Genomic DNA, 24,358 nt, shown 5'->3' with positions numbered 1-24,358 from the left:
TCCAGCCTAAATTTCAATGTGCCGGTACGCTAATTTTTCCCTTTTGATATAATTTACCACAAATAGTGTTCTTTTTCAAAACCTCTCTGAATAAATTAGATTGAAAGAAAGACAAGACCAGAGGTGTATTATGAATCCCGGTATCTGTTATATTTATGAATACAATAATAATCAAAAACTGCGTAATGCAGGCTTTATAAAATTAATCCAGCATTACCAGTCCTGTGTACTGCAGGTCAATGTCAGGGGAATTCCGGTGCAGACTGGCAGCACAGTCAAGCTGTACGCATTCTGCAGGCAGAATTCAAAATTTATTTCCAGTCAGGTCGATGAGATCATCTGCGGAGATAAATGTATCTCTGCAAGATTCACCATTTCAGACACCACTTTCCCAGAAGGCAGGCCCTTGGAGCAGATTGACGGCTTTTTCCTGAAGACGGACTCCGGCCAGTATTATGCAGCCGCCGCAGATGGAGCAGACTTTGATACCCGCGGAATCGAACTGTGGAAAAAATCCGGAGACAGTACAGCCGCAGTATCGGAAGAACCTGCGCCCTCTGCAGTCCACTCCCCAGAGTCTGCAGAAGCAGGTCCAGCCGCGGGAACCGGTTTACCTGTCACCAATGATGCCGAAGCACAGGCGGAGTCACAAAGCCTTCCTGAAAACACGGATAGCTCAGACGCATATAATGACCCTGAAAATGTTATGTATTCTAATACTTTTCACAAGTCTGGGGATGATATCCCCCCTGATACATTCCGTGACTTTGATACCGGTCTGTATTTCGATTCATTCAGCGATCCTGATGTTGATATTTCATCAGATGCATCGGACAATACTGATACAAATGTTCCGTCAGATACTCACAATTCTTCTGAAACAAATGTATCTCCTGATGCACTCAACTCTCCTGTTGAAGAAGATATGACCCGTAATACACGTCCCGCTTCTAATGAGGACGATATGCCCCGAAGTGTACTTCTCCCTTCTAATGAAGACGACATACCACAAAGTTCACTTCTCCCTTCTGATGAAGAAGACATACCACAAAGTTCACTTCCCCCTTCTGATGAAGAAGACATACCACAAAGTTCACCTCTCTCTTCTGATGAAGAATATATAACCCCAGATGCACTCCCTTCTGATGAAGAGGATATAATCCAAAATGTACTCCCCTCTTCTGAAACGGAAATACCGCCCTCAGAATTCAGCCCCACTGGGGAGATAATCAATACTCCGGCGGAGCCAAAAGACACTGCAATGTCCGGTGATAACGCGGCCCGGACAGAGGGCCCCGCTGACACAATCCGGACAGAGTTGCAGGACTCCCTTGAAGAAGAAGCACAAACCTCCCCCACAGCCCGGAAAATACAGCGTTCTGAACTCTCGATCCTCCCCCGCCGCTGCTGGAACCTTGCTAATAACAGCTTTCTCCTCCACGGATATCACAACTATCACCACCTTCTCCTGGTAGAAGAAGATGGGCGTTACTGGCTCGGAGTTCCTGCTATCTACTCTCCAAGAGAAGCCAGAGCTGCGGAACTGTTTGGTTTTCCGCAGTTCACCAAAACCTATGTAGACCAGTTGGAACTGGATGAAGACGAAAAAGCACCCAGTCCCGACTTCGGACACTTCTGCCGGTATATCAGATAGTGTCTATGGCCGGCTTAATTAATTCAAGTAGGCCTTGGCGTACTTGCGGCGAGGCGCGCATCATGCTCCGCATGGCGTAATACCCCTGCGCACCTCTGCCATCCGCCGGCGGCTCTATCTTGGAAGAAGATTGGTCTTGTTCTCTTTACTTTTACAGATGCAGCTTTGCCTGAGCTTCTTCAAAAAGAATGGAATGATCGATTACGTAACTGAGCAGCAAATGGAAACAGGGAATCAGCCTTTTATGCTTTGTAAGGCCGGATGGACGAATCTCAATCCCATGAATTGCTTTGCGCATAATCCGCTCATCTACCCTTTTCTGGATGCCGGAAATCAGAATCCGGGACTTGTATGAAATGTCTCCTCCAATAAATACGACTTCGGGATCAATGATATTGACTGCACTCACAATGACGGCGGCCAGACACTCTGTCTCCCGCTCTATAACCCTGCCCATATCAGCGTCCCCGGCTTCAGCACGGTCTACGATCTCTTCCCATGATGTTACAGTACTGTCATACTTACGGGCATACGCTATGATATTCGGAATATTTGCATACAGTTCTGCACATCCTCTGTTTCCGCAGCTGCAGAGTCCTCCATTCATGTCCACAGTAATATGCCCGAATTCACTGCTGCTGCCCGAACTGCCTTTATAAAGCTGCCCGTCCACAACGATACCACCGCCAATTCCATAATCCACGACAATCTCCACATAATTTTTAACCGTTCCGGCAGCACCGCAGTATTTTTCTGAAATAGCCATTGCTTTGGCATCGTTCTCCAGCACAACCGGGCACTCAAACTGGCTCCGGAAAAAACTGCAGATATTAAGATTATGCCATTTTTCAAAATTAGGCGGGGATAAAATTCTGCCATTAGCGATGTCCAGCGCCCCCGGAGAAATAATACCGATTCCCAGCAGCGCTGCTTCTCTGCCGGCCATCATTTCCCGTATTATCTCTGTTATCCTTCTAAATACCGTATGCGGGTTATCCTGATCTTTGTCAAACAGAACCTCCTGGTATTCCAGTACCTCACAGCAAAAATTGCTGATCCCCACTGTACAATAATCCCGGCTGATCGAAATGCCGGCGATAAGGTATCTCTCTCCGTTCAGCTTCAGTTCCACTGAACTGCGCCCGACTCTGTTCGGCATGGTCTCGCCTTCCACTACTACGCCTTTTGCCATGAGCTCCTCGATAATTCCACTGATTCCGGCCCGCGTCAGCCCCGTTTTTCTGGATAACTCCGCCCGGGATACGGACTCAACTCTGAGCATATCCAATATCTTCTTCTGATTGGCTTTTTTCATTCCGGAAGCATTCAGTACCTTCTTCGTCATATTTACGCCTGTCCTTATTTTTTCTAGTATCTTTTCAGATTCATATACAGATACTTTTATGATACGATTCTATCATACCAAAAAGTGGGTAGCCTGGAGTTCTCCTTTTTAAAAGCTTCAAGATAGGCAGCTGACGATTGTTTCAAACTTGCTCCTCTTTTTCATAAACACCGATCGTCTGAAATGCTTCCACACAAGCCTGGTAATTCTCCTCACTCTGCTGCCGGCGGCAGACATTCTACAATCTCAAGGCTGCCGTCCGTCTCCGCCCGGAACGCTCCTTTTGCCTGGTACGGCAGGAAAAAATAATCCCCCTGCCTGACCATTCTGGAGTAACCATCCCCTGTTACTTTTCCCTCCCCTTTTGTAACCACATAAATGGCCGGTGCCGCATCCAGCAGTACTTTCCCTTCTGAAACAGAATATCGTTCCACACAAAAGCATCCGGTATCTTCCTCTGTTATGATACTCTCCTTTCGTACGCCGTCCCGCTCCCATATAACCACCGGTGTACGACGTGCCAGCTCTTCGCAGGCCTCCCCGTAAATATCATAATCAAAGCACTTCAGAGCCGTCTCCCTCCCCAGGTCCAGATACATCTCACTGTCACTCAGGAGATAATCCCCACACCAGAACTCAGGCTGTATTGTAAAATCTGTGGGTTCCTGAATCTCCAGTATCAGACATCCCTGCCCGATCGCATGCACCATCTTGCCGGGAATGAAAAACACATCCCCGCTCTTCACGGGATACCGGTTCAACAGAGCACTCATTTCCTCTTTATTCTCATAAGATCTCTCTACGGACTGCGTCAGCCGTTTCTCATCCATCTGCTCCCGGAAGCCAAAATGAATGCAGGCATCCCCTCGGGTTGCCAGAACTATCCACATCTCCGCCTTTCCAAATTCACTGTTCAGATATTTGCGCGAAAAAGCATGGTCCGGATGAACCTGTACCGGGAGTCGGACCGCACTGTCCAGAAACTTCACGAGCACCCCCAGATTCCTTGCCGTCCCCAGCATCTGGGCCGGATATGTATCAATCAGCTCTTTTAGCGTCAAATCTGTTCCCTCAATTACACTCAGCCCCTCCCGCGGATCTGTACTGTCCTTATTCAGGGCCGATACCGCCGAAGCAATCCATTCCTCCGGATAAAAATCATCCTCCGCAGGCTTTCCCACAAAATCCCCTAAAAGCTTACCGCCGCTGTAAACCCTCCATACACGGTTTTCCTTAAAAAAAATGGGATGTTTCATTCTTTCAACTGCATCCATACTCCTGTCTCTTCCTCCATTCATCGACATTTGCTATGCGTATGCGGCTGATCAGCCGCATACGTCATGATTAAGGCACTCTTATTGGAAGTACCTCTTCTTATTTTGATCATAACATCCCGCACCCGTTTTGTCAATTGAGTTAACAAATTGTCTAGTATTATTGCACAATACTTTTTATCACTTATCATCTCTATATAGCAATAGCAACAAAGGAATCCAATGTACCCGTCATCTTAATATTACTTACTGCCCCTAATACTACAGAATATTTAATTGTGAAAGGGAGTATGAACATGACAATACAGGAAAAGAAAGAACGAAAAAAGAATTGGTTATACATACGCTCAAATCGCAATTTTGTCCGTCATTCCTCCTGGAAGTTCCTTCATCCCTGCCGATTGTATGCACCCAACGAATGACAAGGCGATTCCGGGGCCTGGCTGGGCAATGTCTGCTGGTGAAATGTCCGAACACTTCACCAGCAGACATTGCCCAGCCAGGCCCCGGAATCGCCTTGTCATTAGCGCCCCATCCCCCTAAACAAGCCCGTTCATTTCCTGATACAACCGTTTTGCATAGCTGTCCGTCATCCCGCATACATAATCCGTGACCAGCAGCAGACGAAGATACAGCTTCTCTGCCTCACTCTTTCCTTTTGCCTGCAGTCTGTATGCATTCTTATAATTATCCGAGATAAAGGACACCACCCTGCTGTCGATAGATCCCAGCGGCCGGTCTGTATCATAATACAGTACCGCATGAACCAGCTTATCCATCAGGAAATCCAGAATTACTGCCTCAGTCACCTCCATCTTATAGATGGCCCTAGATGCAAATACATAACGGTAAGCCATATCACCAAGCAGATCCATCAGATCCTGTCCAAAGGTTCCATAAAACAAGTCCTCTTTAAAAGTCCCTTCCATGATCTCGTCATAATGGGATGTAAATCCAGAAGTCGCGCAGCTGATCAGATATCCCTGCGCCCTCACAATCCAGTTCTTCACAGCGTAGGACTCCGGATGGCTAACCCCCTTTTCTTCGCCTCTTTCATAGAGGGTGCGGAGTTTGTCAAGCGGTTGGAAATCGGCATTATTTTGTTTCTTCTGCAATATTTCCAATTCTTTTTCCAGGTCATAAAATGTTATAAATCCCTTTACATAGGCATCTTCAATATCTGCCGTCTTATAGGCCAGGTCATCTGCCGCCTCCAGGATATAAGTAAGAGGATGCCTGGATGTACCGGCCCCTGTTTCTTTTGAAATCTCCTCAAATACAGCCTGATCCGCATAATAATAGCCCATCTTTTTATCCTTGATATTGCCTGTAGAGGGATCGATTCCTGTGGATGGAACCGGATATTTCACGATGGTGTTCAAAAGCGCATATGTCAGATTCATTCCGTGCTCGTCCACCAGATAATGCAGCTTCGTAACGAGACGCAGAGCCTGGGCATTTCCCTCAAAATGATAGAAATCCTCTCTCATCTGCGGAGTCAGCATCTCCTCCACCGATCTTCCGAAACAAGTGAGATCCGGAAGGTTGCGGATAAACCATTCCCGGATCGCATTTTCTCCAAAATGCCCGAAGGGCGGATTCCCTATATCGTGAATAAGCCCCGCACACTGGAGGATATTGCAGATATCCTCCTTCATGGGGGCCGTGAATCCGGAATCTTTATTCGTTGTTAATATATTTTCTCCAATGTTCTGCCCCAGTGACTTTCCCAGTGAGGATACCTCAAGGGAATGTGTCAGCCTGGTGCGGATAAAGTCACTTTTATCCAGTGGGAATACCTGGGTCTTATCCTGCAGGCGCCGAAATGAAGCGCTCCCGATAATCCTGTGATAGTCCTTTTCAAATTCGCTTCTCAGATCCGTTAAACCATTCCGCCGGTTCCTCGCGCCGCCCCGCATCCGTTTTGCTGATAATAATGTATCCCACTCCATAACGCACCCTCCTTATTTTACGATATTAGTCAAGATAAATCGGAGGTTCATACTCTTTGCCAAGCAGTGCTTTCTTGCGTTCCTGATACCCCAAAAAAGCCCACTCGGTCATATCTGTCCATTTGTGTGTAGATCGGTCATAAACCTGTACATATCCGATTCTGCTCGGATGCATGCGCACACTGTTGGACTGATATTCACGCCCCGTATAAGGATTCACCTCGCCCAGTTCCCGGTCTTCTTCTACATCATCATGTTTGATAACCGGCTCGAAATCCTCGGGCTCTTCCTCGTCCTGAACAGGTGGAGCAGTCTTCTCTTCTTTCTGCGGCACAGATTCTTCCGCAGGGGCCGGATTTCCTTTCTTCCTGAGGAAAATACCGCCGGTGCGGAACTTTTCCTTCTTCTCCGTCTTAACTTCCTTTTTCTGTTCTAACTCTTCTTTTATTGTCTCAATCGGCTCACCGGCCTGAACGTTCTCCTCTAATTCAGAAAGTTCCTCATGGATCTCATAGAGTTCACCGATCGTCATATCTACTTCTTCAGTCTCACTTTCATCCCCGATGGCTGATTCAGCTGCCACCGCAGTACCAGCAGCCCGTCCTTCAGCGCTTTCCGCCTCTATTGCGCCTGTCAGACCTGCATCCGTTGCTGTCTCTTCAATATCTTCCGCATCGTCTTCATCTAGTATATCTTCGCTATCCTGCAGACCTTCCACCGGTGTAAATGCCTGTTTTCTCTCCGCAGCCTTCTGTTGGCGCTTCTTCTCCAGCTTCCTCCACTCCTTTTCCGTTGGAACGGATTCTCCTGATTCAGTTACAGCAGTCGCAGCCGCAGGAGTTTCTCTTGAAAGTATACTTAAATGGAAAGGACAGCCCAGAATATTTGCGATTGTGCGCATGTCCTGCTCCTGAAAATTGTCTCTTCCCAGACGCTGGGTCAGATTCTGCCTGGACATCTTCTTGCCGGTACGTTCCTCGATTATCTCTGCCAGTTCCTTAATAGTCATGCCTTTACGGCCAAGAATAATTTTGACTTGTTCTCCAAATGTAAGGTCTTCCATGATCTTCCTCCTTATTAATAGTGATACTGTATTGTATTATACCCTGATGGATAGAAACATAATAATTGCTTCATAAACCCATCATTTTCCCTTTTTTCATTTTAGCAAATACATACGGGGACGTCAATGTTCAATTTATGTGATAGGAGGGGGGGGACGCTGCAAAACAGGGAAGTCTGGCGACTGGGGGGAGTCTCTATGCCATTTTAAAAATCCGCTCCGTCTGCGTAAGAGGCCCTAAAGGAAAAAACATAGAAAATGGCGGTTCAGCGGCATGCAGCCCGAAATTTGATAATTTCGGGCCTTAGGCCGCTTCAGAATTTGCCGTGATACGGCAAATTCTGCCCACCATTTTCTATGTTTTTTCCTTAATGGCCTCTAACGCAGACTTTTAGGACTTTTAAAATGGCATAGAGACTCCCCCCAGTCGCCAGACTTCCCTGTTTTGCAGCTGGTGCATCCAATCGGTTGGTAATATGCGTACATTGGAGGGTGTCAAGGCTGTGTCAGCGTATTAATTCGCTTGGTGGAACTTAACAGTGCGGGTAGGTATTAAAATAATATATGTTTTACAGTCTGAAGTTGAAATCTGCATATGCGGTTGAACCATGCTCATGTACATCCAGACCTTCGGTTTCTTCGGTCTTGTTAACCCGCAGCCCTATTGTTTTGTCTATGATTGTAAAGATGATTACTGCCATGATGCCTACAAAGGCTATAACGGAAGCAACGCCTATCAGCTGTGTTACTACTGAATAATCTGGCGAGAATACCCCTGTCAGGATTGTGCCGAGCGCACCGCATACGCCGTGTACGCTGATCGCACCCACCGGATCGTCAATCTTTGCTACTTTATCAAAAAATTCTACTGCAAATACTACCACTACACCCGCTATTGCACCGATTATGATTGCTGACCAGTTGCTGACTGTATCACAGCCCGCTGTGATTGCCACAAGCCCCGCCAGAGATCCATTGAAGGTCATAGACACATCCGGTTTTCCATATCTGAGCCAGGTTACGGTCATTGCCAGAAGTGTGGCTGCCGCCGCTGCAAGGTTTGTCGTCATGGCAATATCTCCAAGGTTCGTAGTTGCGGCTGTTGTAGAACCGCAGTTGAAACCAAACCAGCAGAACCACAGAATAAAGACACCAAGCGCTGCAATCGGCAGGTTATGTCCGGGAATGGCTCTGACTTTTCCTTCTTTGTCATACTTTCCGATACGAGGACCCAGTATTTTTGCCCCAATCAGTGCGCAGATACCTCCAACCATATGTACAGCCGTGGAACCGGCAAAATCATGGAATCCCAACTCTGCGAGCCAGCCTCCTCCCCAGATCCAGTGTCCGGAAACCGGATATATGAAAATGCTGATCGCAGCGCTGTATGCAAGGTAGGCTGCAAACTTGGTCCGCTCGGCCATAGAACCGGAAACGATTGTGGCTGCGGTTGCACAGAATACCGTGTGGAAGATCATGAATACGCCCACTGGCAGGCCGTTCATTAAACCATCTGCATCTGCCAGAGAAATCGGATTGAAGAATCCTTTGATTCCTATGATGCCGTTCCAGTCCGTACCATGCATAATTGCAAAACCAAAAATAAAGAAAAATAGGCTTCCCAGCACAAAGTCCATCATATTCTTCATCAAGATATTTCCCGTATTCTTTGCCCGTGTAAATCCGGCCTCACACATGGCAAATCCAGCCTGCATAAAGTATACCAAAGTTGCCCCCAGCATCGTCCACATGACATTTATCAGCAGGGATACCGCCTCACTTGATTCCATACCGCCTGCAATTAAATCTGCTAATCCCATAATGACTCCTCCTTCTCATTTTGCTGCCCGGGCCGCTCACATGCCGGGCATATAAAAAGGAGATACCTGTAACGAAACACATCTCTATGTTTCTTACAGCTATCCCCTTTGATAACAATTTTTCATTCCTGCCTGTAATTTAGAGAGCATCGTGTCCGCGCTCCCCGGTCCTGATCCTGACCGCGTCCTGTACTTCGTACACAAATATCTTTCCGTCTCCGTATGTACCCGTCTGGATTTCTGCGACAACTTTTTCAATGATTTCTTCGGCCGTCTCAGGTTCAACGATTGTTTCTACCTTGATTTTAGGGAGCAGATTTACACGATACTCTGCACCGCGGTATATTTTCCTGTGTCCTTTCTGATTACCATATCCCATGATATTTGTAATCATAAGCCCGTTAGCAGAACAGCCATCGAGAATTGTTTTTAAGTCTTCCAGCTTCTCCGGTTGAATAATAATTTCGAGTTTCTTCATGTTGTGACCTCCTTTTTATAAAAGTGGGCAATCCCACCCCTGCTCTCCACCCCCTCACTCATGAAGGGCTTGCACACTTTGGCGCCGCCGCGATGCCGCCTTACAGCTATATACCTTATCGCGGCGTGTGCATCCCCCGGAGGGTTTTGTATAATAGGAAAGTGCTGTGCACTTTCCTATTATACAAAAAGGGCGTCTTCCCTGTGGAAAACGCCCTCGTTTTGATATAACTTATTATACTCGCGCAGATTTGAAAGTCAAATATTATTTTATAAAAAATTTATATTTGTTAAAAATGTCCAGATTTCTCTTTCCGTAGAAGAAAAGTTCTCTTATTTTCACGAAACTACTTAACACCCAGGTATTCCTCCAGTGTGATCCCCTTCTCTTTGATCTCTTTCGCCGCCTCTTTCCCTACATAGCGGTAGTGCCACGGCTCATATATAATGCCGGTTATATCCGCTTTTTCCGGGGGATAACGAAGTATAAATCCATATTTATAGCAGTTTTCCGCCAGCCATTTGGACTCAGCCGTATCCGCCTGTTTCTCATCCAGATCCTGATACTCCTCGGACGTAATGTCAAGCGCCAGCCCGGTCGCGTGCTCGCTGTATCCCGGCACCGCAACAGATTTCTTCGTTTCATTGTAAGCATCCAGTAAACTGCTTCCCTGGTTGACCCAGTTCTGCATGGTCTCATTAAATACTGTCTTCTGATCATCGTAGGAACGGTAAGCGGAGCAGATATACATCTTAAGTCCGCCCGCCTGGGCATCCTCCAGCATCTGCTTCGTATCTTCGAGAATCCGCGAATCTACTGAACGCCCCTCTGTAATCTCTGCTAATTCCGGCTGATATTCCTGATCCAGCGGATAATCGTCATTTACCAGCACAAGCTCCCAATTCTCCGGTTCTTGCTTAGACAGAACAGCCGCCGCCTCCACAGATTTCTGTTGTTTCAACTTTGACTGCAGATCTTTATTCTCCGCTTTTAACTTCTCGTGCGTTTTAGCCATAGTATCTTCTTTTTTGTCTAATGCCTTGCTGGCGGCGGCAAATGTCAGCGCCATTCCAAGCACTGCACCGCACACTGCACCCAATATGAGCGCTTTTTTTATCTTCCGGTTCATCTTCATAATTTAAACTCCATCCGTAGTTCAGAATCAATTTCGTCGTCAGTGGAACAGACTGCTATTTTACAAGGACACCCAGACAGCACGTATTCGCGGTAATAATAGTCCCGCGGAAAACGTTCCGGCTTCTCAAGCAATACAGGCGGCGAGGAAAGCCGGATCTCGAAGCTCGACATATCCAGCGCCATGCCCTCTCTGGTGGCCTTCATAAAACTTTCCTTCAGCACCCAGAACCTGTAAAACATATCCCTTTGCAGTTTTTGATTGTCCTCCCTCAAAATTGCCTCGTACTCCGATGGGCAGAAAAACCTTTTTGCCACCTTCAGATCTGCCTCTTTAACAGTCTCAATGTCACATCCCACCTGAGTTTCCTCATTACATTCCATATCAACAGAACACAGCACATAATCCCCTGAATGCGAGAGATTAAATGCTGCTTTTTCTGTAATTCTGTATTTCTTTCGTATCTTTTCCAGCAATATCCAGGCTCCTGCGCTCTGCGCCCTGTCTTTTTGGAATCGCAGCCTGTCCGCCTTTTCTTTTCTAAAAGCCGGAAGCGTATCGTAATATTTCCGGTATCTCTGCTCCTCATATAAAGGGCGGATATCCGAAAGCCACGTCCTGATCATAGATATGCCTGCTTTCTAATTCTTCAAATAGCGCACTTCAAAAGTGTCTATCGTAATCGGCTTATTGAACAATGTCCCTTGTGCATAATCACATCCCAACTCTTTTAATACATTCAGCTGATCCTGTGTTTCCACCCCTGCGGCCGCCACATGGACACCGAGCTGCCTGCATACATCAATCACTGCCTTTGCCACAATCTGGCTGCGGCTGTTTCCGACAATGTTAGCTACCAGGCTCCGATCCAGCTTCAGGCCATCAAATTCCATGATAGATAGAATGGCAAAACTGGAATCCTTAGCGCCAAAATGATCCAGAATGACTCGTACATTTTCCTTCCTGATCTTGTTGCTTGTCTCTGCAAGCATCTCCTGATTCATATCTGTGTAGGATTCGGAAACCTCGACTTCCAGATATTCACAGGAAACATGGTACTTCTCTACCAGGGCGAGCATCTTCTCCGCAACGCTCTCCTGCCGCAGAGTTGCACCGGCAAAGTTCACGGACACAGGCAGCATCGGCATATCATCCAGCTCCCATCTCCTCAGTGTCTTACAGACCTCCTCGAATACATACAGATCCAGATGATGAGACAGCTTTGTCTCCTCCAGCAGTGTAATGTATTTCCCCGGATCCACAATGCCCAGATCCTTGTGGTGATAACGTACAACTGCTTCGGCTCCCACCACTTCCTCCGTCAGAACATCTACCTTGGGGACAAAACACACAATAAAATTCCCCTGTTCGATATCTTCCAGAAGATCCTGCTTGATAATCGGCTCATGATGGCCTTTCTTCAGGTTCTTATAATACTTCTGCTTCTCTTCCCGCATCATGCCCTCGGCATGTGCCACAAGGCTGTCCACATCAATGTCTACCTTTTCCCAGGCATATCCCATCGTAGTCAGGCCCAGGCTGATATTCTCCAGCTTGCTGTGTGCGCCGTGGACATTATTCATAAAGTCCTCATAATCCACGTTCTCCATGATTGCCAGGTATTCGTCCCCTGTCAGGCGGAATACCATAGCGCCTCTGAAGTACTCCTCCAGGACTTCCCCGACACGAATGACCACCTCATCCCCATACTCACGCCCAAACTCTTTATTAAAGTTCTTCAGGCCGTTGATATCTACGGACAGCGCCCCCAGTGACTTCAGTTCTTCCTGCTTCACTTCCGCCAGATAGCCGACAAAGCTGTTCCGGTTCAAAAGCCCGGTCAGGTCATCGTGATAGCTGAGGTATTCCTGCTGCTTCTGCATCTTCTGCAGGACAATCGCCTGTGAAATATATGGGATAACCGCACGCATAAGTGAAAGGTCGCACCCGCCCCGGTGTACGCCCACCGCAGCCAGAACCGCCACCACCTCATCATCCAGCGGCTGGAATACACTGTAGTCCGCCTCGGTAGTGTCCGTAATCTCCTGGCGCAGCCACTTGGGCATCTGATCCGCATCCAGCATCTTAATGCGGTCCCTCTGCCATGGAACGTTTTCTGCACACCATTCATAGATCGTGATGATATCGTCATCCTCTTTTTCTATATAATAAACATATTCGGAATCATAATAATCACGTATGGTGCCCAGTACGTCATTCATGATTTCTATTATAGAACGCTGTCTATATTTCTCACTCATGGACTTCTCTCCCCTGATCTTACAGTACTGCTTTGTGTATGTTTTGGTGATTAGAGTGCCTGAAACCTGCGCAATACAGTACTCGATAACTATTAGCTTTTATACACTGTAGTTCTGGTAACGTACAGATATAAATATTGTAGTATAATCTCTCATAAAAAGCAAGATGCGATGAGGGAATTAATTTGGACGGGTAAAGAGAACTGGCCCTTCTGCAAAGGGGGCAGCCCCCTCTGCAGAAGGGTCAGTCCCTTTTGCACACCATTTTCAGAATTGTTTACAAATTCCAGCGTTTCCCCTGGGATACTTTCAATCGGTTCATCGCCCGGGCAAGAGAAGCCTGGGTACGGTAATACTCCTGAAGGCTCTGTTTCTGGCGGAGCTGTTCTTCCGCGCGCTCTTTGGCTTCCTCGGCGCGGCGCACATCGATTTCTTCGGGCCGTTCAGCGGTATCTACCAGAATAGTGACACGGTTATTCACGACTTCCGCAAAACCTGCACCAACGGCTATGTCAACCCAGCTGCCTTCTTCAATCTCCATCCTGGCATCGCCTACGCTGATAGCAATTACCATATTCTCATGATCCGGAAGAATACCCATCTTTCCGTCCGGAGCCGGGAGAATCAGCTTCCTGCAGCGTCCTATATAGAAGACTCTGTCACTCGCTATTATTTTCAGGCCAAATGTATCCATCTACATACACCTCTATTCTGCCGCATTTCATGCTTTTGCTTTTTCGATCACATCATCGATCGTTCCTACATTAAAGAATGCGGACTCCGGATACTGGTCCATTTCTCCATCCACAATCATCTTGAAACCGCGTATCGTTTCCTTTAGCGGTACGTATCTGCCGGGTATTCCGGTAAACGTCTCGGCCACAAAAAATGGCTGTGATAAAAATCTCTGAATTTTTCTCGCACGCATTACCACTGCTTTATCATCATCCGAGAGTTCTTCCATACCCAGGATTGCAATGATATCCTGCAGTTCTTTGTATTTCTGCAGGATCGCGGTTACCTGGTTTGCCACTCTGTAGTGCTCTTCGCCTACGATATCCTCTTCCAGTATACGGGAATTGGATTCGAGCGGATCCACAGCCGGATAGATCCCCTGTTCCACGATCTTTCTGGACAATACAGTTGTTGCATCCAGATGTGCAAACGTCGTGGCCGGGGCCGGATCCGTCAGATCATCGGCAGGTACATATACCGCCTGCACGGAAGTTACGGAACCGTTTCTGGTAGATGCGATCCGTTCCTGCAGTTCCCCCATTTCCGTGGCAAGCGTAGGCTGATAACCTACGGCCGACGGCATACGGCCAAGAAGTGCGGACACCTCCGACCCTGCCTGGGTAAAACGGAAAATATTATCTATAAACAAAAGCACATTCTGATGCTCTTCATCCCTGAAATATTCGGCCATTGTCAGCCCCGTCTCGGCTACACGCATACGCGCTCCGGGCGGCTCGTTCATCTGCCCAAATACCAGCGCCGTCTTCTCCAGTACACCGGAAGCCTTCATCTCCGTCCACAGGTCATTTCCCTCACGTGAACGCTCACCAACCCCGGTAAAAATAGAATAACCGCCGTGTTCTGTCGCAATATTGCGGATCAGTTCCTGAATCAGAACGGTTTTTCCAACCCCGGCTCCGCCGAATAAGCCGATCTTTCCGCCCTTGGCATAAGGCGCCAGCAGGTCAATCACCTTGATTCCAGTCTCCAGAATCTCAATCACCGGGCTCTGATCCTCAAAACAAGGGGGATCCCTGTGGATGACCCATTTCTTATCGCAGTGGACCGGCTCTCCATTATCAATGGTTTCACCCAAAACATTGAATAATCTGCCCAAAGTCTGCTCCCCCACTGGAACCTTAATACCATCCCCGGTAGCAGTTACTTCCATATCCTTATGCAGACCTTCGCTGGCGGCAAGCATCAGGCAGCGCACCTCGTTGTTTCCCAAGTGCTGCGCAACCTCCATAACGCACTTCTTTCCATTATTATCAACTTCAAGCGCATCCTTAATAAAAGGAAGATTGCCGTCTTCAAATACTACGTCAACGACAGGTCCCATGACCTGTATGATTCGTCCTTCATTCATAATAGATCTCACTTCCTAAGGGGTCTGACCCCTTTGAACACCATTTTCAGAATATTCTCACTTTTCTCGTCTCTGTGCGTTTGCTCCACTGCATACTTCGGTGATCTCCTGGGTAATTGCAGCCTGTCTTGCACGGTTATATAAGGTAGATAATTCTTTGATAATACTTTCCGCGCTGTCTGTGGCTGTCTGCATCGCCATCATGCGGGCGTTGTGCTCGCTGGCGTATGCTTCCACCAGGCAGCCGTATATCATACCTGTGATATAGTTGGGTATGATACTGTCCATGACGCTTTGAGCGGATGGATATAGCTCGATTTCTTCCCGGTACATGTTAAGCGGCATGACCATATCGCTGAAGGAAGCTCTCTCCAGGGGGAGCAGCCTAACCTTCTCGGCATCGGACTTCACAGAATTCTCCATACGGGTGTATATCATGTATACTTCATCCAGCTCTCCACTTTCGAATTTTTCGATGATCGTGGACGAAATGTTCCTGGCCCGGTGCATCGTGGGTTTTTGGACTGTATACTGGAAGCTGGTGTCTATTTCCACATTATGCTTTGAAAAATAATGCCTCCCCAGCTCTCCGACTACAAATAGTTTGTGTATTCCAGGCCCGCTTTGCAGTTCTTCTTCCAGCTTGATGATATTATGGTTGTATGCCCCCGCCAGTCCCTTGTCTGCTGTTATAACAATGGAACCGATCTTCCGCTCCCCCACCGGGATATGTTCCCTCAGGTCAAAGTACGGATGTTCTATATCAGGGACATGGCGCAGAATCCTGGAAATCTCCCCCTGCAGTCCATAGAAATACGGCTCTGTATCTTCCAGCTTCTTCTTTGCCTGTTTCATCTTGGAAGAGGAGATCATATACATCGCATTCGTAATCTTCATCGTATCCTTCACACTGTTTATACGGGTCTGTATTTCTCTGATATTTGCCATATTAACACCTGCTCTTCTTAAATTCCTTCGCGGCCTCCACGATCTTATCAGCCAGTTCATCGGTAAGATCCCCGGTCTCTTCAATCTCTTTCCCGATTTCCGGGTATTGTGCGTCCATGAAGCTCAGCATATCCGCCTGAAATTGTTTCACATCAGCCTTTTTTACCCCGAGCAGCACCCGGTTCGTCGCCGCACATAGGGTAATCACTTTTTCATGCAGGCTCAATGGCTGGCAGAGCGGCTGTTTCAGCAGCTCCATCAGCCCGCTGCCATAATCCAACTGCTCTTTCGTCGAATCATCCAGGTCGGAACTGAATTGGGTAAATATCTCCATTTCCCGAAACTGCGCCAGGTCGATCCTGATACTTCCCGACGCCTTTTTCATCGCTTTCGTCTGCGCGGCTCCGCCCACACGTGATACGGACAGTCCTACATTTACTGCCGGACGCATACCGGAAAAGAACAAATCACTCTCCAGGAAAATCTGTCCGTCCGTGATGGAAATCACATTGGTCGGAATGTATGCGGATACGTCCCCTGCCTGTGTCTCAATGATCGGAAGTGCCGTAATAGAGCCTCCGCCCAGCTCGTCGTTCAGACGGCTGGAGCGCTCGAGCAGCCTGGAGTGCAGATAGAAAACATCACCCGGATAGGCCTCACGTCCCGGCGAGCGTCCCAGCAGCAGGGATAACGAACGGTATGCCACCGCATGTTTGGATAAATCATCATATACAATCAGCACGTCTCTGCCCTGATGCATAAAATGCTCCGCCATCGCGGTTCCCGCATAAGGCGCAATATACTGCAGCGGCGCACAGTCACTAGCCGTAGATGCAACCACAATCGTATAATCCATAGCTCCGTTTGCGATCAGCGTATTTACTACTTTTGCAACCGTGGATGCTTTCTGGCCGATTGCTACATAGATACAGATTACATCTTTCCCCTTTTGATTGATAATCGTGTCTAAAGCAATGGAAGTTTTTCCCGTCTGCCTGTCTCCGATAATCAATTCCCGCTGCCCCCGTCCGATTGGAAACATCGCGTCAATAGCCAGGATCCCAGTCTCCAGCGGTACACTGACCGACTTCCTGTCAATAATACCGGGGGCCTCCTGTTCGATGGGCCTATAGTCATCTGCGGAAATCTCTCCCTTACCGTCAACCGGCACACCCAGCGCATCTACAACCCTGCCAATATAGTTATCTCCAACCGGAACGCCGGCTCTTTTTTTCGTGCGCGTTACTTTTGTGCCTTCTTTAATCCCCGTATCGTGCCCGAATAGGATACATCCTATCACATCCTTCCGGATATCCTGCACCATACCTCTGATCCCGTTATGAAAAGTCACGATCTCCCCATACATAGCGTGGTTAATCCCATAAACCGTGGCGATTCCGTCCCCAACTGATATTACGGTGCCCACCTCGCTGTCCTGGCTGGCTGCGTCAAAATTTTCTATCTCTTCTTTTAAAATAGAAATAATTTCGTCTGAAATGATAACACTCACTCTAGTCACCTCCTGGTCAATTTTTGTTCCAATCGATTCAGGCGCCCCTGCAGGCTCCAGTCAAATTCATCACAGCCCACGCGGAGTACAAAACCACCGAGCAGTGCTTTGTCCTGAACGATTTCAATATCTGCCTTTACCGCATCATATTTTTTACAAAGAAACGCCTTCATTTTATTCAGCTGTACCTCACTTGGAGGTTCCACACACGTCAATACCGCATTCAGGATCTTATTCTGTTCATCGCAATATTGATGATATGCCTTAAAAATATCCCCGATAAGCTCCATTCTGTGGTGTCTGCATGCCACTTTTAGGAAATTTCTGATTTCCTCAGGAAATACACGGTCAATCACTTTGAACTTTTTCTCCTCACGGATCGTTGGATTGATAAGCACATCCTTCAACTGAGGAACCTCTGCAAATATCTCTTCTGCTTTCTGTATGGCCTCCCTGTTCATATTCAGCTCATACAACACTTTTGCATACCTTATTCCGCAGTTTACTGCGGATCCGCCCGCAGGGCATGCGTTACGGGGTGCCCTTTGGGTATCCCCCATGCTGCAGACTGGCTGTTTCCCTGCATAAACAGCGCTCGCCGTATGGTGTCCCCGGGTGTCCGACACTGCCTTTTCCGGGCAGTTCTGACGGTTAGTGGTTATCTGTGTCATCATGAGCGTCACCTACTTCTCCCAGAAACTGATTATATATCCCCTGATTTCCTTGATTCTCTGTCCTTTCACCTACGATCTTAGCTGCCGCCGTCATCGCAAGCCCCGCAATCTTTGACTGCAGCTCCTTCATTGTCTGTTCCCGCTCCAGCAAAATACTGGCCTTCGCGGAATCCAGCATATCTCCGGCCTTGGTTCCGGCATCCTTCACAATACGCTCATACTCCGCTTTTGCCTGTACCTGAGCCTTCTGCACAATCTTCTCAGATTCTTGTCTGGCACAGGACAGAGCGGCTTCGTATTGGTTTTTAAGCTCCTTTGCCTCTTCCCTGGCACTGCTGGCCTGACTCAAGCCGTCCGCAATCATCCTTTCGCGCGCCTCTATCACCTTCGTAACCGGTTTGATTAAAAACTTTTTCAACAAAAGATAAAGAACAACAAGGTTTATTATGGTAAAGAAAAGGTTCACATTTAATTGCAGCACCTGTTCCACCTGCCTTTCCTGTTATTTCAAAAGTATAATAATCAATAACCCGATAATAAAACCATAAATAGCTGTCGCCTCTGCCAGCGCACATCCAAGAATCAGCGTCTTGCTGATCTTGCCGTCCGCTTCCGGCTGTCTTGCGATTGCGTCTGCTGCCTTGCCCGTTGCAATGCCGATGCCAATTCCTGCTCCCACACCAGTTAAAACTGCAATACCTGCTCCAATAGCTATAATTGTTCCCATAGTACAAATCTCCTTTTTCAAAATAATGTCTCTGTCCAGAACCATGAACAGTTACAAAATAATTCTGTCTTTTTTTACTCCTGTTCCTCATTCATAAACAGTGCCGTCAGAAAAACAAACACATACGCCTGCAGCAGCCCGTCAAATATATCAAAATAAAAACTAAATGGTATTGGTACAATGACCGGTATAATCGCTTTTAAAAGTTCCATAATAACAAATGCACCCAGCACGTTACCAAATAACCGCATACAAAGAGACAACGGACGGATTACAATTTCCAGAACCATAATTGGTGCAACGATCGGCACCGGTTCGGCAAAATGTTTTACCCAATGCTTTACCCCATTTTTACGTATGCCTGAATATTCAATCAGGAACATGCTCATAATAGCGAGCGCTGCTGTCACATTCAAATCCTTAGTAGGCGGTTTGAATCCAAACAGACTGATCATATTGGAAACACCCAGATAGAGAATGATTGTGATCAAATAAGGAATATAACGCTTGTTTTCCTTCCCTATGATGCCCTCGAAGAAGTTCTGCGCCCAGCCGATGGCCGACTCCATCACCAGCTGTTTCTTTCCCGGATTCTCGACCTTTAGATTCCGGACAAAGATAAATGACACCCCGACCAGGACGGCCATAATAATCCAGGTAACGACTACCGACTCCGCCACGCCGATTCCCCCGAATACCGGAATCGTAAACACGGTCTTGCAGTTCAGCTCTTCAAGCAGCTTCTCTGTCAAACTTTCCGTATCGCTCCCTCCCTTTCTTTTCATATTTTGTGTTTAAAGTGGAGTTTCACTTACGAAACTCCCGCCTACGGCAGATGCTTCTTACGCCGCAGTACGCACCCCGCAGGGAGGGCTTATTTATTTCATAAGATGCAGATCCTTTGAAATAAAAAAAGAACTTCAAAACAGAAATTCCCTTCCCTCCACACCCTTCCAGGAGCACTTCCTCCTAAAAGTTAAACTAAAGATTACGCCCAAAGTTTTTGTTTGTCAACGATTTCAAAATGTCGGCATTTATCCTCCTTTTTTTTTAAATTTCATCAAATTTTCCAGTGATTTAATTCCCTGGTTTACGGATTTTTATTTAAATTTAATCTTTATTTTTGTACATTTTATATTTGCAAAAATTAATTAAATACAAATTAACCAAACCGAAATGTTTCGAGCCCTTCACATTTCGTCGTTTTAGCCATAAGTATGTCAATATTTTCACAAAGGTTAAGGAAACTTTAGCAATTTCTTTATGATAAGCGGCCTTTTTATGCGCTTTATCACCGATCAGCCGCCCGTCCCAAACCACGGAAAACTACTGAAAAGAGCCTTCATAACGCGTGCATTTTTGGTTCATATCCTTTATAATTCATACTAAAGAGAACATAAAGTTCCAGGAACATTACATAAAAATTACTGTCCACGGTACCGTGAACAGTAACCAATCATTAAGGCCTGTGTTAAAGAATACACTTCTGTCATACAATAAGTGTAAGAAAAACAGGTCCACCCCATCAATACAACAGGAGGCCAACATGAAAAGAAAGATTCCCGTCCCCCAAAAACTGAATCACTTTTTCCTTGTCTGCGGCCTCCTTATGTCTGCCAGTGAGCTCTGGAAACAATGGTATCTCACCTTCCGTCTCAATCACGGCATCTATCAATGGTGGTACTTCCCATTTCAGCTGTGCAGCATAGCCATGTACCTCCTTCTGGTCATCCCCTGGCTCAAACCCTCCCGTTTCCGCCAGGCCCTGCTTTCCTTCCTGATGAACTACAGCCTCCTCGGAGGGATCGCCGTATTCGCTGACACAAGCGGCCTCCACTATGACGCCCCCCTCCTTACAATCCATTCCTACTTATGGCATTTCCTCCTCATCGTCATAGGCCTGACCGCAGGACTCTCATACATGAAAAGCCCGGCCTCCCAGCACCTGCGCCTCCGTCATTTCAGAGACAGCACCCTGCTCTACCTGACTTGCTGCGCAGCCGCCACACTCCTCAATCTCCTCCTGGATTCTTTTGGAACCATTAACATGTTCTACATCAACCCCGACTACCTCATGCAGCAAATAGGCTTCTCCGCCCTGATCCCCTATATAGGAAACACTCCCGCCATCCTAATCTACATCCTGTCAACCATCCTGGGAGCCGCCGTCCTTTTCCACATCTGGAGCTTTGCCGCATACATTTATCAACAAAACCACCATCAAACGGATTAAAATCGTCTAAAGGTTAAAACGCCGCCCGGCAAACGACTTTCACCTCCCACCCGGATGCACCCAGCCTGCCATGTGATTGCCTGGAGGAAACTTTCAGCCCAAAGGGCATTCCCAGGCACCCTTACGGCAGACGCTCTCCTCCCATATTCTTCGTAACAATTACGTCACTCTCCAGTCCACAGACATTTTTTATGACTGCCTGCCCGATCTCAACAGGCGCAGTCAGTGTGATTTTATTGATCTCCTCCATCACCCGGAAGATCTCTTTTTTGGGGATTGCATTGGTCAGCCTCACGCTGCACAACGGAAGCACCGCCCCCTTAATGCGCACAGAAGTCGAAATCGTCCTGCGGGGGTCGATCAGTTCCTGTCGGACATATTCCATCCCCTTCTGACATTTATTTCCAGTAATACTGCATATCTTATCATCTTCATACTGAGCCTCGATCGTGCACCCGTTGGGGCAGACGATACAGACAAAGGTTCTACTGTTCATAAACTGACACCTCTATTTTCTCCTTAGATAAAATGTTACCGGCATCTATATCAAACTGAATCATCTCTGCCGGGATTGCATTTGGCACAACCGTTGATTTTACAGTTGTATCCCCCTGGCTGACAACAACCCTGCACCTGCCCATGGGGCGTTTCACCCTCAGGGACATCCTGAAATTCTTCTCCCCGCTCACGCTCTGGGGGATGATGTGCCCGATGTTGCTGTCCGTTCCGATCTCCACTTCACAGGGCGAAAGCCCCCCGCAGTTCAGATATTCTTCAACTCCGGCCGCCAGAGCCTCGGCCTCAAGAGATACAAAGTCTACCAAGTCGTGCACATGCAGGACATTTCCAGCTGCAAAAACGCCCGGGACATCTGTCTGGTAATTTTCATCCACAAATGCGCCCTTTGTCCGGCTATCCAGCGTGACTCCCGCCGCAAGAGACAGCTCATTTTCAGGAATCAGCCCCACCGACAATACCAGAGTATCACAGGTAAAATCCTTTTCCGTTCCGGGAACCGGCTTCATATCTGCCCCTGCCTCTGCCACCGTTACGCCCTCAATCCGTGTGTCTCCTTTGATATTGATTACAGAATGACTGAGGTACAGCGGGATGTTGTAGTCGTTCAGACACTGCTCAATATTTCTGGGAAGGCCGCTCGGATACGGCAGCACTTCAAATACAGCCTTTACATGGGCACCCTCCAGCGTCATCCGCCTTGCCATGATCAGCCCGATATCACCTGAACCCATGATAATCACTTCTTTTCCCACCATGGTATTGTACAAATTCATGTAGCTCTGCGCTACACCGGCATTGTAGATGCCTGACGGCCTCTGGCCCGGGATCGCCAGCGCCCCCCGGGTTCGTTCCCGGCAGCCCATGGTCAAAATGACCGCCCTTGCCTGTACCTGGATAAGGCCGTCCCTAGAAGCCGCTGTTACCACTTTGTCCCCCGTCAGATCAATGACCGTTGCATCGGTAAGAACCTCGATCTGCAGTTCATCAACTTCATCAATAAACCTCTGGGAATATTCCGGGCCGCTCAGGGTCTGGCCAAAACGCGTCAGGCCAAATCCGTCATGGATGCACTGGCGTAGAATACCCCCAGGCTGTTTTTCACGTTCAATGATTAAGATATCGTCCACTCCCCGTTTTTTCAACTCAACAGCAGCGGCAAGCCCGGCCGGCCCGCCTCCTATAATCACAACATCTCGCTTGTGCATGTCATTTCACCTCCCCGGTAAACATATAGGCGCCCTTCTTATGCAGCAGTATCTCCGTCCTCTGCCTGCCCAGCTCCTCCTGGATCAACCGGGTCAGCCTCGTCTCGCAGTAGCCGCCCTGGCACCGCCCCATCGTAGCTCTCGTCCGGTATTTGATTCCGCTGACGTTAGAAACGCCCAGCACATTATGAAGCGCCTGTTTCACCTCTGCCCTGGTCACGCATTCACATCTGCAGTATATCTCCCCGTAATCCGGATCCTGCTCAATCAGCCGCTTTTTGCCCTCTGCATCTTGTTCCGCAAATTTTACAATCCCCCTGCGGATGGGGTTAAACTTCTCGTTTGCCATTAGTTCCTCCTGCTCCTTGATCTTAGCAGCCACTCTCCGCGCAATCGGAAGCGCACTGGTAAGCCCCGGAGAAGTAATGGCCAGCAGATTTACAGCATGGGGAACGCTTTTCTTCGTCTGAATCTGAAAGTCCAGCTCCCTATGGGTCACCGGATCTTCTATGGTCGGGAACACCCCCACATAATTGCGGATATAGTAATCCCGTTTCATCCGGGGGAACATTCTGGAACCCTGCTCAGCCAGAACGTCTATCATTTTTTGCGTTGCCGCATAATCGGCCTTTGCACCGATCGTCTCAATAGTAGGGCCTACGAGGACATTTCCATCGATCGTCGGAGTTACATGGACATCAAATGCACCGTACTCATTGGGAGTCGGATACACCGGCAGAGACAGAAAGTTTCCTGCTTTCTTATCCAGAATCTCGTATTCGCCTTTGACGCGGTTCGGTACATATGATTCAAAGCCAAGCATTTCAGAAATACGGCAGGCATAAAGCCCTGCACAGTTGATGACCCAGCGGCTGACAAATTCTCCGCCTTTCGTGATGATACGGTACAACCCTGTTTCCGCTCTCTCAATCCCTGTCACCTCGTGATCCAGATAATACGCTGCACCGTTTTCAACCGCATTTTCCGCCAATGCGATTGTATATGTAAACGGACATAAAATGCCTGCCGAAGGCACGTAAATTGCAAAGTCGCCATCCACATTTGGATCCAGGCGTTTGATCTCATCGCGGCCAATCATTCTGATTCCAGGTACCCCGTTATCAAGCCCGCGCTGATACAGTCCTTCCAGCCGTTTCCTTTCCTCCCCGCCAAATCCAACAATCAGCTTGCCGCACCTTCGAAACGGTACGTCCAGTTCCCCGGCAACCTGCTCGAATTCTGCATTCCCCTCCATACAGCACTCTGTGCGCAGGAGGTTCTTTTCATTTAGTATACCTGAGTGCAGAAGTCCGGTATTGCGTCCGCTGACACCATTGCAGACATCCAGTTCTTTTTCTAAAACACAAATCTTTAATTGATAGCGTGACAATTCCCTCGCAACCGCACTTCCAATCACACCGCCGCCAATCACGGCAATATCATACTGTGTGCCCAT

At 47.8% G+C, this 24,358-nt stretch carries 22 protein-coding genes; 2 read left to right on the top strand and 20 right to left on the bottom strand.

The annotated features are described in order from the left end of the window. Positions 1 to 130 precede the first annotated feature (130 nt). Positions 131 to 1,654, top strand: coding sequence for a DUF6128 domain-containing protein (locus MWG26_RS01575; protein ID WP_025654388.1), 1,524 nt, complete (start codon positions 131 to 133; stop codon positions 1,652 to 1,654). A 151-nt stretch (positions 1,655 to 1,805) separates the two neighbouring features. On the opposite strand, the gene MWG26_RS01570 is transcribed toward MWG26_RS01575, so the two are convergent. The 17 genes from MWG26_RS01570 to MWG26_RS01490 form a co-directional block, all read right to left on the bottom strand. Beyond that, positions 1,806 to 2,999: an ROK family transcriptional regulator gene (locus MWG26_RS01570; protein ID WP_025654387.1), complete on the bottom strand. Its 1,194-nt coding sequence runs from the start codon at positions 2,997 to 2,999 to the stop codon at positions 1,806 to 1,808. A gap of 212 nt (positions 3,000 to 3,211) precedes the next feature. Beyond that, positions 3,212 to 4,255, bottom strand: coding sequence for a class I mannose-6-phosphate isomerase (locus tag MWG26_RS01565; RefSeq protein ID WP_244062685.1), 1,044 nt, complete (start codon positions 4,253 to 4,255; stop codon positions 3,212 to 3,214). A gap of 557 nt (positions 4,256 to 4,812) precedes the next feature. Beyond that, on the bottom strand, positions 4,813 to 6,225 hold the full coding sequence (locus MWG26_RS01560) for a deoxyguanosinetriphosphate triphosphohydrolase (protein ID WP_025654385.1): 1,413 nt from the start codon (positions 6,223 to 6,225) through the stop codon (positions 4,813 to 4,815). A 25-nt stretch (positions 6,226 to 6,250) separates the two neighbouring features. Next, positions 6,251 to 7,288, bottom strand: a complete 1,038-nt coding sequence (locus tag MWG26_RS01555) for a hypothetical protein (protein WP_025654384.1) — start codon at positions 7,286 to 7,288, stop codon at positions 6,251 to 6,253. 569 nt (positions 7,289 to 7,857) lie between these two features. Then, positions 7,858 to 9,108 (bottom strand): ammonium transporter, encoded by a 1,251-nt coding sequence (locus MWG26_RS01550; protein ID WP_025654383.1) that lies wholly within the window; start codon positions 9,106 to 9,108, stop codon positions 7,858 to 7,860. A gap of 139 nt (positions 9,109 to 9,247) precedes the next feature. Beyond that, positions 9,248 to 9,586 (bottom strand): P-II family nitrogen regulator, encoded by a 339-nt coding sequence (locus tag MWG26_RS01545; protein WP_025654382.1) that lies wholly within the window; start codon positions 9,584 to 9,586, stop codon positions 9,248 to 9,250. Between the two features lie 346 nt (positions 9,587 to 9,932). Beyond that, positions 9,933 to 10,721, bottom strand: a complete 789-nt coding sequence (locus MWG26_RS01540; protein ID WP_025654381.1) for a D-Ala-D-Ala carboxypeptidase VanY — start codon at positions 10,719 to 10,721, stop codon at positions 9,933 to 9,935. Continuing rightward, positions 10,718 to 11,347, bottom strand: a complete 630-nt coding sequence (locus MWG26_RS01535) for a 4'-phosphopantetheinyl transferase family protein (protein ID WP_025654380.1) — start codon at positions 11,345 to 11,347, stop codon at positions 10,718 to 10,720. Before MWG26_RS01535 ends, MWG26_RS01540 begins: the two co-directional genes overlap by 4 nt. Positions 11,348 to 11,362: 15 nt before the next feature. After that, positions 11,363 to 12,982, bottom strand: a complete 1,620-nt coding sequence (locus tag MWG26_RS01530) for an EAL domain-containing protein (protein ID WP_025654379.1) — start codon at positions 12,980 to 12,982, stop codon at positions 11,363 to 11,365. A gap of 277 nt (positions 12,983 to 13,259) precedes the next feature. Beyond that, on the bottom strand, positions 13,260 to 13,676 hold the full coding sequence (gene atpC, locus MWG26_RS01525) for an ATP synthase F1 subunit epsilon (protein WP_025654378.1): 417 nt from the start codon (positions 13,674 to 13,676) through the stop codon (positions 13,260 to 13,262). A 27-nt stretch (positions 13,677 to 13,703) separates the two neighbouring features. Further along, positions 13,704 to 15,086: a F0F1 ATP synthase subunit beta gene (gene atpD / locus MWG26_RS01520; RefSeq protein WP_044926239.1), complete on the bottom strand. Its 1,383-nt coding sequence runs from the start codon at positions 15,084 to 15,086 to the stop codon at positions 13,704 to 13,706. A 57-nt stretch (positions 15,087 to 15,143) separates the two neighbouring features. Beyond that, positions 15,144 to 16,034 carry an ATP synthase F1 subunit gamma gene (gene atpG, locus MWG26_RS01515; protein WP_025654377.1) on the bottom strand — a complete coding sequence of 297 codons (891 nt, stop codon included), beginning with the start codon at positions 16,032 to 16,034 and terminating at the stop codon, positions 15,144 to 15,146. A 1-nt stretch (position 16,035) separates the two neighbouring features. After that, positions 16,036 to 17,544 (bottom strand): F0F1 ATP synthase subunit alpha, encoded by a 1,509-nt coding sequence (gene atpA, locus MWG26_RS01510; RefSeq protein WP_025654376.1) that lies wholly within the window; start codon positions 17,542 to 17,544, stop codon positions 16,036 to 16,038. Positions 17,545 to 17,549: 5 nt separating this feature from the next. Then, positions 17,550 to 18,218 (bottom strand): ATP synthase F1 subunit delta, encoded by a 669-nt coding sequence (gene atpH, locus MWG26_RS01505; RefSeq protein ID WP_330587818.1) that lies wholly within the window; start codon positions 18,216 to 18,218, stop codon positions 17,550 to 17,552. Next, positions 18,196 to 18,699, bottom strand: coding sequence for a F0F1 ATP synthase subunit B (atpF, locus tag MWG26_RS01500; protein ID WP_117441195.1), 504 nt, complete (start codon positions 18,697 to 18,699; stop codon positions 18,196 to 18,198). Before atpF ends, atpH begins: the two co-directional genes overlap by 23 nt. 21 nt (positions 18,700 to 18,720) lie before the next feature. Beyond that, on the bottom strand, positions 18,721 to 18,945 hold the full coding sequence (atpE, locus tag MWG26_RS01495; RefSeq protein ID WP_025654373.1) for an ATP synthase F0 subunit C: 225 nt from the start codon (positions 18,943 to 18,945) through the stop codon (positions 18,721 to 18,723). Between the two features lie 74 nt (positions 18,946 to 19,019). Next, on the bottom strand, positions 19,020 to 19,730 hold the full coding sequence (locus MWG26_RS01490) for a F0F1 ATP synthase subunit A (protein ID WP_025654372.1): 711 nt from the start codon (positions 19,728 to 19,730) through the stop codon (positions 19,020 to 19,022). 761 nt (positions 19,731 to 20,491) lie between these two features. Between MWG26_RS01490 and MWG26_RS01485 the strand changes: the two genes are divergently transcribed. After that, positions 20,492 to 21,178 carry a TMEM164 family acyltransferase gene (locus tag MWG26_RS01485; RefSeq protein WP_117441193.1) on the top strand — a complete coding sequence of 229 codons (687 nt, stop codon included), beginning with the start codon at positions 20,492 to 20,494 and terminating at the stop codon, positions 21,176 to 21,178. Between the two features lie 121 nt (positions 21,179 to 21,299). Here MWG26_RS01485 and MWG26_RS01480 read toward each other — a convergent pair whose 3' ends face one another. Genes MWG26_RS01480 through MWG26_RS01470 form a run of 3 tightly spaced genes read right to left on the bottom strand, consistent with a single transcriptional unit; the run spans position 21,300 to position 24,358 of the window. After that, entirely contained in the window at positions 21,300 to 21,674 is a 375-nt protein-coding gene (locus tag MWG26_RS01480; RefSeq protein WP_025654370.1) for a DUF1667 domain-containing protein, read from the bottom strand. After that, positions 21,664 to 22,902 carry an NAD(P)/FAD-dependent oxidoreductase gene (locus tag MWG26_RS01475; protein WP_025654369.1) on the bottom strand — a complete coding sequence of 413 codons (1,239 nt, stop codon included), beginning with the start codon at positions 22,900 to 22,902 and terminating at the stop codon, positions 21,664 to 21,666. The genes MWG26_RS01480 and MWG26_RS01475 overlap by 11 nt, the downstream gene beginning before the upstream one ends. Position 22,903: 1 nt before the next feature. After that, positions 22,904 to 24,358, bottom strand: coding sequence for an NAD(P)/FAD-dependent oxidoreductase (locus MWG26_RS01470; RefSeq protein ID WP_025654368.1), 1,455 nt, complete (start codon positions 24,356 to 24,358; stop codon positions 22,904 to 22,906).

The sequence above is a fragment of the Faecalicatena contorta genome (assembly GCF_022835095.1).
Lineage (GTDB): Bacteria > Bacillota > Clostridia > Lachnospirales > Lachnospiraceae > Faecalicatena > Faecalicatena contorta.
This window is presented reverse-complemented; position numbering and strand designations above follow the sequence as displayed.